15 protein-coding genes are annotated in these 14,781 nt (G+C 63.7%); 6 read left to right on the top strand and 9 right to left on the bottom strand.

Going from position 1 to position 14,781, the window contains the following annotated elements; translation table 11 throughout:
- Positions 1–52 precede the first annotated feature (52 nt).
- Both ACIQUI_RS10890 and mmsB read left to right on the top strand, forming a co-directional pair.
- Positions 53–1,579: a CoA-acylating methylmalonate-semialdehyde dehydrogenase gene (locus ACIQUI_RS10890; protein ID WP_403198069.1), complete on the top strand. Its 1,527-nt coding sequence runs from the start codon at positions 53–55 to the stop codon at positions 1,577–1,579.
- A 10-nt stretch (positions 1,580–1,589) separates the two neighbouring features.
- A complete protein-coding gene (mmsB, locus tag ACIQUI_RS10885; protein ID WP_403198067.1) occupies positions 1,590–2,477 on the top strand; it encodes a 3-hydroxyisobutyrate dehydrogenase in 888 nt (295 codons plus the stop codon).
- A gap of 221 nt (positions 2,478–2,698) precedes the next feature.
- Here the strand turns inward: mmsB and ACIQUI_RS10880 are convergent, their stop codons facing one another.
- The 8 genes from ACIQUI_RS10880 to ACIQUI_RS10845 form a co-directional block, all read right to left on the bottom strand.
- Positions 2,699–3,043 (bottom strand): cupin domain-containing protein, encoded by a 345-nt coding sequence (locus ACIQUI_RS10880; RefSeq protein WP_003258412.1) that lies wholly within the window; start codon positions 3,041–3,043, stop codon positions 2,699–2,701.
- A gap of 96 nt (positions 3,044–3,139) precedes the next feature.
- On the bottom strand, positions 3,140–4,072 hold the full coding sequence (locus ACIQUI_RS10875; RefSeq protein ID WP_403198064.1) for a phosphatidate cytidylyltransferase: 933 nt from the start codon (positions 4,070–4,072) through the stop codon (positions 3,140–3,142).
- A gap of 1 nt (position 4,073) precedes the next feature.
- Positions 4,074–4,697: a lysophospholipid acyltransferase family protein gene (locus ACIQUI_RS10870; RefSeq protein ID WP_403198061.1), complete on the bottom strand. Its 624-nt coding sequence runs from the start codon at positions 4,695–4,697 to the stop codon at positions 4,074–4,076.
- A 10-nt stretch (positions 4,698–4,707) separates the two neighbouring features.
- Entirely contained in the window at positions 4,708–5,139 is a 432-nt protein-coding gene (locus ACIQUI_RS10865) for a hypothetical protein (protein WP_403198058.1), read from the bottom strand.
- Positions 5,136–6,548 carry a phosphatase PAP2/dual specificity phosphatase family protein gene (locus ACIQUI_RS10860; protein WP_403198055.1) on the bottom strand — a complete coding sequence of 471 codons (1,413 nt, stop codon included), beginning with the start codon at positions 6,546–6,548 and terminating at the stop codon, positions 5,136–5,138. Before ACIQUI_RS10860 ends, ACIQUI_RS10865 begins: the two co-directional genes overlap by 4 nt.
- On the bottom strand, positions 6,549–8,303 hold the full coding sequence (locus tag ACIQUI_RS10855; RefSeq protein ID WP_403198052.1) for a bifunctional alpha/beta hydrolase/class I SAM-dependent methyltransferase: 1,755 nt from the start codon (positions 8,301–8,303) through the stop codon (positions 6,549–6,551).
- A gap of 30 nt (positions 8,304–8,333) precedes the next feature.
- Positions 8,334–8,939, bottom strand: a complete 606-nt coding sequence (locus tag ACIQUI_RS10850; protein WP_403198049.1) for a CDP-alcohol phosphatidyltransferase family protein — start codon at positions 8,937–8,939, stop codon at positions 8,334–8,336.
- Between the two features lie 159 nt (positions 8,940–9,098).
- Complete coding sequence (locus ACIQUI_RS10845) at positions 9,099–9,983, bottom strand: LysR substrate-binding domain-containing protein (protein WP_403198047.1); 885 nt, start codon at positions 9,981–9,983, stop codon at positions 9,099–9,101.
- A 77-nt stretch (positions 9,984–10,060) separates the two neighbouring features.
- On the opposite strand from ACIQUI_RS10845, the gene ACIQUI_RS10840 reads away from it, so the two are divergent.
- Complete coding sequence (locus ACIQUI_RS10840; RefSeq protein WP_403198105.1) at positions 10,061–10,825, top strand: sulfite exporter TauE/SafE family protein; 765 nt, start codon at positions 10,061–10,063, stop codon at positions 10,823–10,825.
- Here the strand turns inward: ACIQUI_RS10840 and ACIQUI_RS10835 are convergent.
- A complete protein-coding gene (locus tag ACIQUI_RS10835; protein WP_391127278.1) occupies positions 10,815–11,129 on the bottom strand; it encodes an antibiotic biosynthesis monooxygenase in 315 nt (104 codons plus the stop codon). The genes ACIQUI_RS10840 and ACIQUI_RS10835 overlap by 11 nt on opposite strands.
- A gap of 163 nt (positions 11,130–11,292) precedes the next feature.
- On the opposite strand from ACIQUI_RS10835, the gene ACIQUI_RS10830 reads away from it, so the two are divergent.
- The 3 genes from ACIQUI_RS10830 to ggt all read left to right on the top strand — a co-directional run bounded on the left by ACIQUI_RS10830 (position 11,293) and on the right by ggt (position 14,748).
- A complete protein-coding gene (locus ACIQUI_RS10830) occupies positions 11,293–11,883 on the top strand; it encodes an NAD(P)H-dependent oxidoreductase (RefSeq protein WP_403198043.1) in 591 nt (196 codons plus the stop codon).
- Between the two features lie 183 nt (positions 11,884–12,066).
- Complete coding sequence (locus ACIQUI_RS10825) at positions 12,067–12,963, top strand: LysR family transcriptional regulator (protein ID WP_403198041.1); 897 nt, start codon at positions 12,067–12,069, stop codon at positions 12,961–12,963.
- A gap of 117 nt (positions 12,964–13,080) precedes the next feature.
- The gene (gene ggt / locus ACIQUI_RS10820; RefSeq protein ID WP_403198039.1) at positions 13,081–14,748 is read left to right on the top strand and encodes a gamma-glutamyltransferase; all 1,668 of its coding nucleotides are present in this window, start codon (positions 13,081–13,083) and stop codon (positions 14,746–14,748) included.
- Positions 14,749–14,781 lie beyond the last annotated feature (33 nt).

Raw genomic sequence — 14,781 nt, 5'->3', positions numbered from 1 at the left:
TTTGCTTGGCGCTGGCGATCTCGTCCCGACAATAATTCCAAGGAGAACGCAGATGAACGCACCGCAATCCCCGAACCCGACCAAGGTCGAGCAGGTGAAGCTGCTGATCGACGGCCAGTGGGTCGAGTCGAAGACCACCGAATGGCGCGACATCGTCAACCCCGCCACCCAGGAAGTGCTGGCGCGGGTACCGTTCGCTACGGTGGAAGAAGTCGATGCAGCCGTAGCCGCTGCCCACCGCGCCTTCAAGACCTGGCGAGACACCCCGATTGGCGCGCGCATGCGCATCATGCTCAAGCTGCAGGCGCTGATCCGCGAACACACCAAGCGCATTGCCCAGGTGCTCAGCGCAGAGCAGGGCAAAACCCTGGCCGACGCTGAAGGCGATATCTTCCGCGGCCTGGAAGTGGTCGAGCACGCCGCCTCCATCGGCACCCTGCAGATGGGTGAGTTCGCCGAGAACGTCGCCGGCGGTGTCGATACCTACACCCTGCGCCAGCCTATCGGCGTATGCGCCGGCATCACGCCGTTCAATTTCCCGGCGATGATTCCGCTGTGGATGTTCCCCATGGCCATCGTCTGCGGCAACACCTTCGTGCTCAAACCGTCCGAGCAGGACCCGCTGTCGACCATGCTGCTGGTCGAGCTGGCGCTGGAAGCCGGCGTACCCGCCGGTGTGCTGAACGTGGTGCACGGTGGCAAACAGGTGGTGGATGCCATCTGCACCCATCAGGACATCAAGGCGATTTCCTTTGTCGGTTCTACCGAAGTCGGCACCCACGTGTACAACCTGGGCAGCCAGCACGGCAAGCGCGTGCAGTCGATGATGGGCGCCAAGAACCACGCGGTGGTGCTGCCCGATGCCAACCGTACGCAAACCATCAATGCCCTGGTCGGTGCCGCCTTCGGCGCGGCGGGCCAGCGTTGCATGGCCACCTCGGTGGCGGTGCTGGTGGGCAAGGCCCGTGAGTGGCTGCCAGACATCAAGGACGCGGCCAGCAAGCTCAAGGTCAATGCCGGGTGTGAGCCAGGCACCGATGTCGGCCCGGTGGTTTCCAAACGCGCCAAGGAGCGTGTGCTGGGCCTGATCGAAAGCGGCATCAAGGAAGGCGCCAAGCTGGAGCTCGATGGCCGCGACGTCACGGTGCCGGGTTACGAGCAAGGCAACTTCGTTGGCCCGACCCTGTTCTCGGGGGTGAAGACTGACATGCAGGTCTACACCCAGGAAATCTTCGGCCCGGTGCTGGTGACCCTGGAGGTCGATACCCTCGACGAAGCCATCGCCCTGGTCAACGCCAACCCGTTCGGCAACGGCACTGGCCTGTTCACCCAGAGCGGTGCGGCAGCGCGCAAGTTCCAGAGCGAAATCGACATCGGCCAGGTCGGCATCAATATCCCAATCCCGGTACCGGTACCGTTCTTCAGCTTCACAGGCTCCCGTGGCTCCAAGCTCGGCGACCTCGGCCCGTACGGCAAGCAGGTGGTGCAGTTCTACACTCAGACCAAGACCGTCACTGCCCGCTGGTTCGATGACGACAGTGTCAACGACGGTGTGAACACCACCATCAGCCTGCGCTAAGGAGCACCTCATGCGTATTGCATTCATCGGCCTGGGCAACATGGGCGCGCCCATGGCCCGCAACCTGATCAAGGCCGGGCACCAGCTGAACCTGTTCGACCTGAACAAGGCGGTGCTCGCCGAGCTGGCCGAACTGGGCGGGCAGATCAGCCCATCGCCCAAGGACGCGGCGGCCAATAGCGAACTGGTCATCACCATGCTGCCGGCTGCAGCCCATGTGCGCAGCGTGTACCTGAACGAAGAGGGTGTGCTGGCAGGCATTCGCCCCGGCACCCCCACTGTGGACTGCAGCACCATCGACCCACAGACCGCGCGTGATGTGTCCAAGGCTGCAGCGGCCAAAGGCGTGGACATGGGTGACGCGCCGGTGTCCGGTGGCACGGGTGGCGCGGCGGCCGGTACCCTGACCTTCATGGTCGGTGCCAGCGCCGAGCTGTTCGCCACCCTCAGGCCGGTACTGGAGCAGATGGGCCGCAACATCGTGCACTGCGGTGAAGTCGGCACCGGGCAGATCGCCAAGATCTGCAACAACCTGCTGCTGGGCATCTCGATGATCGGCGTGTCCGAGGCCATGGCCCTGGGCAACGCGCTGGGCATCGATACCAAGGTACTGGCCGGCATCATCAACAGCTCGACCGGGCGTTGCTGGAGTTCGGACACCTACAACCCGTGGCCGGGCATTATCGGAACCGCGCCAGCGTCGCGTGGCTATACCGGTGGCTTTGGCGCCGAACTGATGCTCAAGGACCTGGGGCTGGCCACCGAAGCGGCGCGCCAGGCACACCAACCGGTGATCCTCGGGGCCGTGGCCCAGCAGTTGTATCAGGCCATGAGCTTGCGGGGCGAGGGGGGTAAGGACTTCTCGGCTATCGTCGAGGGGTATCGCAAGAAAGATTGACGCAGGTGGGCTTCATCGCGGGCCAGGTGGCCTTCCCTCTGTAACTGCGCACCAGAGGGAAGGGCACCTGCCCCGCGATTTTTTTGTACTGTTTTTTCAGGCGGCGCAAAACCCTGTGGGAGCGGGCATGCCCGCGAACACCGGCAAAGCCGGTGCCATCCACCGCACTGCCTGTTTCGCGGGCGCGCCCGCTCCCACATAGTTAGTCGTACAGTGTCTGATCAAGCGAAGACGAAGTACTTGCGCACGGTTTCGACCACTTCCCAGGTGCCTTTCATCCCCGGTTCGATCACGAACACGTCACCGGCCTTCAGGTGCTTCGGCTCTTCGCCTTCCGGGGTGATGATGCAGTAGCCATCGAGGAAGTGGCAGAACTCCCACTTCTCGTAATTGACCTCGAACTTGCCCGGGGTGCAGATCCAGGTGCCCATGATCTTGCTGCCGTCGGCCGACAGGTAGGCATTGAGGTTGACGGTGTGCGGATCGCCGCCGATGCGCTTCCACTTGGTGGCGTCCACGACCGGCGTCGGGCAGGTTTCGCGCAGGACGGTGATGAAATCGGACATGGCACAACTCCTGGTGACTGGCTGAATGACTGGTCACCATAGGGCCATCGGCCGAGCGGCAGTTGCCTGGGCTCGACGTCCAGCTGTCTGGTCGCGCTATGCCCACCAATACCGCACAAAGTGGAAGAACACCGGCGCCGCAAAGCACACCGAATCCATACGGTCGAGCATGCCACCATGCCCTTCGATCATGTGCCCCCAGTCTTTCACCCCGCGGTCGCGCTTGATCGCAGACATCACCAGCCCGCCGAAGAAGCCCATGGCGTTCACCGCCAACGCCATCAGCGCGGCCTGCCAGAAGCTGAACGGCGTGATCCAGCACAGCAGGGCGCCGATCAGGGTGGCCAGTGCCACGCCGCCGGCCAGCCCTTCGACAGTCTTGGACGGGGACAGGTTGGGCGCCACCTTGTTTTTGCCAAACAGCTTGCCGCACACGTACTGCAGCACGTCGCTGATCTGGACCACCAGGATCAGCCAGGCGATCAACAGCAGGTTGCGGCCCTCGTAGCCCGGGATGTCCAGCGTCATCAAGGCGGGTACCGACGACACGCAGTACACCGCGATCATCAACCCCCACTGCACTTTCGAGGCGCGTTCGAGAAAACGCGTGGTGTCGCCGCCAAGGCTGGCCAGGATTGGCAGCAGCAGGAACAGGTATACCGGGATGAAGATGCTGAACAGGCCGTACCAGTCCATGGCGATCAGCACGTACTGCACCGGCAGCGCCACATAGAACGCCGCCACCAGCGCCGGGTAGTCGCTGCGCCGGGTCGGGGTAAGGGTCATGAACTCGCGCAGGGCATAGAACGACACGCCGTAGAACAGCACGATCACGCCGTACTTGCCGAACAGGAAGGCGATGCCGATCACCAGCACCATCACCCACCAGGCGTTGATGCGGGCGTTGAGGTTGTCGATTACCGCATGCGGTGCAGGGCCGGCGCGCCATTTGAGCAGGCGGCCGATCACGCTGGCGAGCAGCAGCAGGGCGCCGATGCCGGCGAACAGCGAAAGGGTGTTGTTGTCCATGTCAGGCATCCTTCGGGGCCAGGTTCAGCAGGGCCTGGCTGGCCCGCTCGAGAAAGGCCTGCTTGCTTTCATCCGCGTGCAGGTGCAACGGTTCGCCAAAGCTCAGTGTGCACAGCAATGGCAGGGGCAGGGCACGGCCCTTGGGCATCACCCGGTTGAGGTTGGCGATCCAGACCGGTACCAGCTCGACGTCGGGGTTGGCTGCCGCCAGGTGGTACAAGCCGCTTCTGAACGGCATCAGCGGTTCGTCACCCAGGTTGCGGGTACCCTCCGGGAAGAATATCAGCGAGTCGCCCTGGGCTACGGCTTCGAGGATCGGTTGCAGCGGGCTGCCCTGGCCTTCGCTGCGTTGGCGCTCGATCAGCACGCCGTTGAACACCTTTCGAATGACAAAGTCGCGAATGCCCGGCTTGGCCCAATAGTCCGCGCCAGCCACCGGACGGGTGCGCTTGCGCAGCGGCTGCGGCAACGAGGCCCACAGCAGCACGAAGTCACCGTGGCTGCTGTGGTTGGCGAAGTACAGGCGCTGCACCGGCAGCGGCGTGCAACCCAGCCACAGGGCGCGGGCGCCCGTGATCAGGCGGGCGGCGGAGGTGATGACATAGGCGGTCAGGTTGGCGAGCATGGGTTGGTCGTTATCCCTTCAAAAGCAGTGTCAGCAGGGTAGCCAAGGCTAGCGAGAGCTGCAGGCCCAGGCATACGGCCTGACGGCGCAACAGGCCTAGTGCGGCCTGGCTGCGGGCAGGCCAGGCGCGGGTGTCGGCGGCCTGCGGTTTGAGTTTCAGTTCGAACAAGGCGCGGTCCAGGGCCTGGGTGTCTGCCGCCAGGTCGCTGCTGTTGGCGAGGCGGGCAAACAGCTCGGCGTCGATTGCCACGCGGATGGCCCAGTACTTGTGCAGCACGCCGAGTGCCAGCAGCACGCAGCACAGCAGGGTGGCCAGTGGATGCAGTGTGGCATTCAGCAGGGGGGCAAAGCCGTAGGCCAAGGCCAGCAAGGTGAGGCCGTCTGACAGGCGCTCCAGCTGTTTGCCTCGGCCCAGCAGACTGGCGACCACAAGCAGGTTCATGGCTGTGCTCCCAGTTGCTGGAGGGCCTGGTGATGCGCCTTGCGCAGGACGATGCCGGGGCGTGCTTTAAGGATAAGGGATTCTGCCTGCTGGGCGTCATCGCAGCGGCCGGTAACGATCAGCCAGGCTGCCACGGCAGTGGCGCTGCGGGAGTAACCCAGGGCGCAGCAGACCAGCACGGGGCCTTCGGCGCGCAGATGTTCGATGGCTTTGGCGGCCTGCAGCAGCAGGGCAACGTCTGGCGCTATCAAGTCCAGGGCAGGAAAACACCGATAGCCATGAACTGACACGACCTCTGTGGGAGCGGGCGTGCCCGCGAAGCATGCGCCGCGGTGGATGGCACGGGCTTCGCCCGTGTTCGCGGGCAAGCCCGCTCCCACAATGGGTGCGCCAGCGTTTGGCAGCTCCGCACACAAATCGACAATCCCGGCAAATTGCCCCCCCTCGCCACGTCCTGGAATCCGCCCGAGGTACACGCCATCGCATACCTCATCCGCTTGCGGGTGGTCCTTCGTCCACAGCCGCGAATTGAGCCACGCACCTGCCAGATAGGGCGCCAACAGCCACCAGCTCGCATTCGACAAGCGCCCGTTGGCTCCTTTCTGAAAACCATCCGCTCCGAACACGGCATAGTTCAGAGCCACCAGCCCCAGCGACACTACCAGCCAACTCAACCATAGCCAGATACCGCCCAGTGCAATAGCTGGAAGCGCACACAACAGCGCGCCCAAGGCATAACAACCGGCGACCTTCCAACGCTTGGCATCATGAGCAAGACGGGCCGCCTGAAAGGGCAGGCGCCCGTGATACGGCCACAGCCACAGGCAAGCAAACCCCGCCAGCGCCCCCGTGGGCACATCGATGAAATGATGCTGCCAGGTGGTCAGCACCGACACCCCGATCAGCGCCATCCAGCCATGCATCAGCCAGCGCCAGGGCTGGCGCTGCACATGCCGGGCAAACATCGTCCAGATAATCACCAGCAAGGCAATGTGCAGCGAAGGCGCCTGGTTGAACGGCTTGTCGAACCCCATCAGCACATCGAACAGCCAGCCGAACAGCCCACCCAGCTCCGGCCGCTCGAAGGTGAAGCGCAGGGGCCACAGCAGGAAGCAACTGACACTGATTACCTGTGCGGTCAGCAGCGCCAGCGCGTGGCGGTCCATTTCCCGGCGTGTGCGCGGCAGCAGGAAGGACAGCCCGTAGAGCAGGTCGATCGACCAGTACGGGAGGATCGTCCAGGGCCACAGCGGCATGCCGTGTTCCCAGCCGAACACCAGGCTGCCGACATCACTGCGCCCCGCCGTGTAATGGTTCGCCAGCCCATAGCTGAGGAAGAACAACGGCCCTAGCAGCAGAAGCCAGCACACGCCCCGGCGAATCAGCCCAGGCTCGCGTGGCGGGCTCACTCAGCGTACCCGCTGCGCCAGGCTGACGCTGAAAATGCCCCACTCATCGATACGCTGGGCCAGCTTGCGAAAGCCCGCTGCCTCAACCAGCTGGTCCATTTCGGCCTGGCTGCGGCGGCGCATTACCCAAGCCTCGCCACCGCGGTGGCTGGTGAGGGCGCGGGCGATCATCTCCAGTTGCGGGTGCCATGGCTGGCCGGTGTAGACCAGGTAGCCGCCATCCTCTACGGCGTCGGCCAGCCCGGCCAGCGAGTTGCCCACCAGCTGGTTACTGGGGAAGAGTTCGTACAGCCCTGAAACCACGGCCAGCGTTGGGGGTTGTTCCAGTGTGGCCAGGCTCTGGCGATCGAACGCATCGCCCTGGACGAAGCGGGCGATGTCGGCCAGGCCCTTTTCGCTGATCAGCGCACTGCCTTGCTCAACGTTCAGTTCGCTGTAGTCGCGCAGCAGGATCGAGTCCGGCAACTGCTCAAGGCCTTGCAGGGCTTCGAGGATATAGCGGCCATGGCCGGCGGCGATATCGACAATGTGCACCGGCCGTTGTTGATCGCGCAGGCGGGTGATGGCCAGGCGTAGCAGCTCTTCGACGTGCAGCTTGCGCTGGCGAATGCCACGCCAGCCGATCGCGTCGAGGTAATTCTGATCGATCAGGCGGCCCAGCTTGCCCTTGCCGGTCGGCTGGTTGCGATACACGTAGTCGAGGGTGCTGCCAGAGTCGAAGCCGGTATCAAAACCTAGCTTCACGCCCGCAGACAGCCCCTTGCCCAAGCTCAAGCCGGCGCGGGTGGCGCGCCAGTAAAGCTCGCGGGGCGAGTTGCGTGGCAGCGGCGCAGCCAGGCTTTCTGCCTCGGCGCAACTGGCGCCGGTCTTGTCGGCATCCAGCAGTGAAGGCAAGGCGGCGGGGCTGGCGAAGCAATGGTCGACAAACCGTTCAATGCGCCTCAGGGCCTGGGCCCGATCACGTTCGCCGAGGGTGTCGTGGAAGAATCCGGGCAGGATGTGCATTTCCTTGCGTGTGCTGCCGAGCCGTTCGAAAAACCGTTCTTGCGGCTGGCGCTCGACCACGAAGTCGGCCCCGGAGACCAGCAACTGGGTCGGGACCTGAATGGCCTGCGCATCCGCCACCACCCGGTCGGCGGCCTCGTACAGGCCCAGCAGCATGGTCACCGAAATCGGCCGGCTGATCAGTGGGTCGGCCACATACGACATGACCCGCTCAGGGTCATGGGTGAGCAGGCGCGGCTTGACGTAGCTGTTGACGAAGAAGTTGCCGCGCAAGGCCTTCAGCAGCTTCAGGCCGGGGCGGGCGAATGGCACGTACAGTTTGACCTTGAATGCCGGCGAGGCCAGCACCAGGCAGCGCACCTTGGGTGCGTAGTCGTGGGCCCAGGTGGCAATCAGCACGGCGCCGACGCTTTGCGCCAGCACCACCATGTCCTGTTCGGCGATACCGTGGTGCGCCTGGATATGTTCGATGAAGGTTTGCACGTCGCGCACGCTGGTGGCAAACCCTGGGCTGTCGCCGCGTGCACCGGGCGACTGGCCATGGCCGCGGGCATCCCAGGCGAAGAAGTCATAGCCCGGCATGTTCAGCTCATCGGCCAGGTGGGCCATGCGCCCGCCGTGTTCGTGGCCCCGGTGGAACATCACCACGGCCCGGCGTGGCTGGTGTTCGTTGCGGGTGGCAGGCCAATGACGGTAATGCAGCTCGACACCGTCATGGGTGGAGAAGTGCAGCGCTTGCGCTTGGCGCATGGTCAACGTCCTTTTGCGACGACTATAGGCTCAGCGGGTTTCGGCCAGCCCCTGGCGAACCCGGTTGTAGAGGGTATAGAGCGAGAGCGCGAGGATGACCAGCAGCAAGCCATTGATCCAGCTGCCGTTCAGCAGGCCAAAGGCGACACCGGTGCCCAGCACGCCAAAGGCAAAGGCGCGGTCGCTTTTGCCCATGGGGCCGTCGTAGCGCCGCGAGGCGCCCGCCAGCGGGCCCATGACTCCGGCGTACTCGCTGAAGGTGGCGCATAGCACCACCAGCACCACCAGCGTAGGTGACACCCCGGCCAACAAAGCGAAAGGCAGGTACAGGGCTGCATCGGCAATCACGTCGCAGAGTTCGTTGAGGTAGGCGCCAAGGGTGGATTGCTGGCCGAACTCCCGGGCCAGCATGCCGTCGACGGCGTTCAGCGCCATGCGCAGCAGCATCCATACCGGCACCAGGATGAACAGCCAGGTGATGTGCGCCAGGGCGGCCAGCAGCAGGCCCAGCAGGACCGATGCCACGGCGGCGGTGACGGTGACCTGGTTGGCGGTGACGCCTCGGTCGTAAAGGCGTTGCACGGCCGGGCGCAACAAGGCCTGGAAGCGCGGTTTCAGCTGGTAGATCGAGGCCACTGGAAAATCCTTTTTAGTGGGGCGTCATGGCGCCATTGTGTGTGAGCCTGCTTCGCGGGTAAACCCGCTCCCGCAGGTATAGCGTCAACCCGCAAGGTGGGGACTTCCCTGTGGGAGCGGGTTCACCCGCGAATGCGCATCACAGGTACCGACATAACCTCAGGCTTCCACCAACCGAGCAACCAACCTCGACGCATACCCTGGCAACGCCGCAAAGTCCCGTGCACACAACAGCAATCGGCGGTTGGCCCAGGGTTCCGCCAGGGCTACCCAGTGCAGCGGCAACAGCCCTTGCCAACGCTTCACCGCCGCCAGTGGCACCACCCCGACCCCAGCCCCGCCTGCAACCATGCGGATCACCCCATCAAACCCTTCGGCTCGCACTCTCACCTGCATGCGCCGCCCTTCCCGCAGTGCCTGTTCCTCCAGGTACAACGCCAATGCACTACCTGCTCCAAGCCCGACATAGCCATGCGCCAGGCTGTCGATGAAGCTGGGGGCAACCGCGCTGGCCAGCGGATGGCCTGGCGGCGTTACCAGCACCAGTGGGTCGTCGCGAAACGGCCGGGTTTGCAGGTGCTCGAAGGGCGCGGCGGTTGAAACAATGCCAAGGTCGGCCATGCCTTGGGTAATCGCCTGCACAATGCGCAGGCTCGGCAGTTCCTGTATGTCCACGCTGATTCCGGGGTTTTCAGCCAGGTAACCGGCCACAAGTTCAGGCAGGTACTCCGTGAGTGCTGCGGTGTTGCACAGCAGGCGTACTTGACCGTGCTGCCCCTGAGCGTACTGGCCCAGGTCGAACTGCAGGCGTTCGACCTGCTGGGCAATCAGGCGGGCATGCTGCAACAGCGCCTGGCCGGCCGGGGTCGGCTGAACACCTCGGCGGTTACGCTCCAGTAAAGGGATGCCCAGCGACGCTTCCATGGCCCGGATGCGCGCACTGGCTGCCGGCAGCGACAGATGGCTGCGGCTGGCCCCGGCAGTGATGTTGCCGCATTCCAGGGTGTGCTGGAACAGCTTGAGGTCGATCAGGTCGAAATGCATGTGCCTATGGCTTTGCAAGAGTCTGGCTAATGGTATGGCAGATTTTCAGCTTCCCCGCCACGGGTCATTATCGGCCCATGAATACCTTGCTCGATTTCTACCACAACATTGGCCCGGCGCTGTCGCTGCTGGTGGTGCTGACCTTCCTGCTGGCCGGCGCGGTGAAAGGCGTGATCGGCCTGGGCCTGCCCACCATCGCAATGGGCCTGCTGGGCCTGGCTATGCCTCCGGCGCAGGCTGCAGCACTGCTGATCGTGCCATCGACCCTTACCAACCTTTGGCAGCTGGCCAGCGGCGGGCACCTTCGGGCATTGCTGGTGCGGCTGGGCCCGATGCTGGCGCTGATCTTCATTGGTACCTTGCTGGGCAGTGCCTGGCTGGGTATCAACAGTGGGCCATGGGCCGTGCATGCGTTGGGGGCGGCCTTGCTGGCCTATGCGGTGTACGGGCTGGTTGGGCCGGGCTTGCACCTGGCGGCGGGGCACGAGCGTTGGCTGGGGCCGGTCTGCGGGCTGGTGACGGGGATAATCACGGCGGCAACCGGGGTGTTCGTGATACCTGCGGTGCCCTATTTGCAGAGCCTGGGCCTGAGCCGCGAGCAGATGATCCAGGCTTTGGGCCTGTCGTTCACGGTTTCGACCCTGGCACTGGCTGTTGGCCTGGCCGGGCAGGATGCCCTTGGTGGCCAGGCCTTGGGTGCTTCGTTGCTGATGCTGGCGCCAGCCTTGCTCGGCATGCTGGCCGGGCAGTGGTTGCGTCAGCGCATCAGCGCGTTGCTGTTCAAGCGTTGTTTCTTCATCGGCCTGGCCGCACTGGGCGGCCACTTGCTGATCAACGGTTAGCGCTTGATGCGCTGAGCATGTCGACCCGCTGGATATCGAAATCGCGCTCCAGGTAGTCCATGCGTTTTTCGAAGAAGGCGGCCATGTGCGGCAGGGCCGAGTGCACATCCAGCGCGGCCTGGTCGGCCCACACTTCGAAGAACACGAACAGGCTCGGGTCCTGCTGGTCGCGCAGCATGTGGTACTCGATGCAACCTGGCTCCTGGCGGCTTGGCTCGACATAAGGGCGGAACAGGTTTTCGAACGCATCAGCCATTTCCGGGCGGGTCTTGGCTTTGAGGATGAAGGCGAACTGCTCACTCATGGGGCGCTACTCGGTGATGGGTGGTGAACCGATTCTACGGCAATAATGTGATGCTGATTCGTGACTTCTGGTCAATTGTATTTTGCCCTGTCACTGCTGTATCCCGCCCCCGCGAGCCTCTAACCTGCCGACATCAAATTTTGACTCGGCCGGGGAGGCCAGCATGAAAAAGATTCTTCTGCTCAATGGTGGTAAACAGTTCGCTCACTCCGACGGCCGCCTCAACACGACCTTGCACGAAGCGGCCATCGCCCACCTGGACCGTGCCGGTTTCGATGTGCAGCAGACGTTCATCGACGGTGGCTACGACGTGCAGGCCGAAGTAGAGAAGTTTCTCTGGGCCGATGTGATCATCTACCAGATGCCGGGCTGGTGGATGGGCGCGCCCTGGACCGTGAAAAAGTACATCGACGACGTCTTTACCGCTGGCCATGGCAGCCTCTACGCCAACGATGGCCGCACCCGTTCGGACCACACGCAGAAGTACGGCAGCGGTGGCCTGGTGCACGGCAAGCAGTACATGCTGTCGCTGACCTGGAACGCGCCGCAACAGGCCTTCGATGACCCGAGCGACTTCTTCGAAGGCAAGGGCGTGGATGCGGTGTACTTCCCGTTCCACAAGGCCAACCAGTTCCTGGGCATGACCGGCCTGCCGACTTTCCTGGCAACGGATGTGATGAAGCGCCCGGATGTGCCGGCGGCGTTGACAGCTTATGAAGCACACCTGGACGAGGTGTTCGGCAAGGCAGGGTAACAGGTTGCCTGCACTGGCCTCTTCGCGGGCACGCCCGCTCCCACAGGTATTACACAGCTTTCAAGGGCGGTGCAGTACCTGTGGGAGCGGGCTTGCCCGCGAAAGGGCCGGTACAAGCACAGCCGGACTTGGCCTCGACATGCGATTATCTGATCCTTGCAGAGACCCATCACAGGCCCGAATGTGAAAACCCGATCGGAAGAACTCCAGGTATTCGTCGCCGTCATCGATTGCGGCTCGATCTCCGCCGCCGCCGAGCAAATGGGCCAGACCCCGTCCGCCGTCAGCCGCACCTTGTCGCGCCTGGAGGCCAAGCTGGGCACCACGTTGGTCAACCGCACCACCCGGCGTATGGACCTGACCGAAGAGGGGCGCTTTTTCCTCGAACGCTCGCGGCTGATCCTGGAGCAGATGGACGAGATGGAAGAGCGCCTGTCGATGAACCGGCAGACCCCCACCGGGCGCCTGCGCATCAATGCGGCCGCGCCGTTCATGCTGCATGCCATCCTGCCGTGGATCGGCGAGTTTCGCTGCCAGTACCCGGGCATCGAGCTGGAGCTGAACACCGATGACCTGATCATCGACCTGCTGGAGCAGAGCACCGATGTGGCCATCCGCATCGGCGAACTGGCTGATTCCAGCCTGCACGCGCGCAACCTGGGTTGCAGCCCGGTGCAGGTGCTGGCCAGCCCGGCATACCTTGAGCAGCATGGCACGCCGCAGCGGGTCGAAGACCTGGCCAACCACTGCCTGCTCGGTTTCAGCCAGCCCGAGTCGCTCAACCACTGGCCGTTGCGCCACGCCGAAGGGGACCGCTACATCATTCGCCCGGCGCTGATCGCTTCCAGCGGCGAGACCCTGCGCCAGTTGGCGCTGGCCGGCGAGGGCATCGTCAGCCTGTCGCACTTCATGACCCACGAAGACATCCGCGCCGGGCGCCTGCGGGTAGTGTTGAGCGAGGCCAACAACGGCTACCGCCAGCCGATTCACGCGGTGTACTACCGCAACACCCAGCTGGCGTTGCGTATCCAGTGCTTCCTCGATTTCATCCAGCAGAAGCTGACCATGTACGCCTGCTGAGTTGCCTGATCGCGACAGGTCCTGTCCACAGGCGGCGAAACTTCCTACGTGTGATTGCGCAGTCGAAACGCTTCGGCCTTACTGACTGCTCAACAAAAACAACACCAAGGAAGTGTCATGCGTATTGTCCCGTTCCAGTACCTTGCTCTCGCAGCCGCGATCCTGAGCTGTTCCTCGGTTCATGCCGCCACGCTGGAGGGCGGCGCGGTGGCTGCACCCGATCAATATGGTGCACAGGTAGCCGCCGATATCCTGAAAAAGGGCGGCAACGCGGTAGACGCCGCAGTGGCGACTGCCTTCACCCTGGCGGTGACCTACCCGGAGGCCGGGAACATTGGCGGTGGCGGGTTCATGACCCTGTTCGTCGACGGCAAGCCTTACTTCCTCGACTACCGCGAAGTCGCACCCAAGGCCGCAACGCGCAACATGTACCTGGACGACAAGGGCGAGGTCATCGAGAACCTCAGCCTGGTCGGCGTACGCGCCGCAGGTGTGCCTGGCACCGTGATGGGCCTGTGGGAAGCCCACCAGAAGTTCGGCAAGCTGCCCTGGAGCGAGCTGCTGACCCCGGCCATCGGCTATGCGAAAAGCGGCTTCAAGGTGGCGGAGAAACAGTACCAGTACCGCAACGATGCCCAAGGCATGTTCAAGACGGCGACCAACTTCAACGACTACTTCGGCAACATGAAGGTCGGCGAGTTGTTCAAGCAGCCAGAAATGGCCCAGACCCTGGAGCGCATCGCCGACAAGGGCGTGAGCGAGTTCTACCAAGGCAAGACCGCCGACCTGCTGGTGGCGCAGATGCAGGCCGACAAGGGCCTGATCACCAAAGAAGACCTGAAGGATTACAAGGCCGTATGGCGTGAGCCGATGGCGGTAAGCTGGCGCGGCAACGTGGTCTACACCGCACCACCGCCAAGCTCTGGCGGCGTTGCCCTTGCCCAGCTGCTGGGCATCAAGGAAGACCGCGCCGCGGACTTCAAAGGGGTGGCGCACAACTCGGCGCAGTATATTCACCTGTTGGCCGAGATCGAGAAGCGCGTATTCGCTGACCGCGCCGATTACCTCGGTGACCCTGCGTTCACCAAAGTGCCTGTGGATAAACTGGTGGCCAAGGATTACCTGGCCAAGCGTGCCGCGCAGGTCAACCCGAAGGCCATTTCCGACACCGACAAGGTCAAGCCGGGCCTTGAACCGCACCAGACCACGCACTTCTCCATCGTCGACAAGCAGGGCAACGCGGTCAGCAACACCTACACCCTCAACCTCGACTACGGCAGTGGCGTGGTGGTGAAGGGCGCCGGTTTCCTGCTCAACGACGAGATGGACGACTTCAGCGCCAAGCCGGGGGCGGCGAATGCCTTTGGTGTAGTGGGTGGCGATGCCAACGCCATCGAACCGGGCAAGCGCATGTTGTCGTCGATGAGCCCTAGCCTGATGACCCGCGATGGCAAGGTTGAGCTGGTGATCGGTACCCCGGGTGGCTCGCGGATCTTTACCTCGATCTTCCAGGTGATGAACAACCTGTACGACTACGGCATGCCGCTGGACAAGGCGGTGGCGGCGCAGCGGGTGCACCATCAGTTGCTGCCCAAGGACACCATCTACTTTGACGCCTATGCGCCGTTGACCGGGCCGGAGGCCGACAAGTTGAAGAAGATGGGTTATGTGCTGGAAGACCAGGGCTGGGAGATGGGCGATATCCAGGCGATCCGGGTGGATGGGGCGAAGCTGGAAACCGCGTCTGATCCGCGTGGGCGTGGCGTGGGGATGATCGTCAAGTAAGCGGTCGCCTGTGCCGGCCTCATCGCCGGCAAG

Origin of the sequence: Pseudomonas sp. NPDC090592, from assembly GCF_044769185.1 — a bacterium.
Taxonomy (GTDB): domain Bacteria; phylum Pseudomonadota; class Gammaproteobacteria; order Pseudomonadales; family Pseudomonadaceae; genus Aquipseudomonas.
Note: the sequence above shows the minus strand (reverse complement) of the source record. Positions and strands in the feature narration are given on the sequence as shown.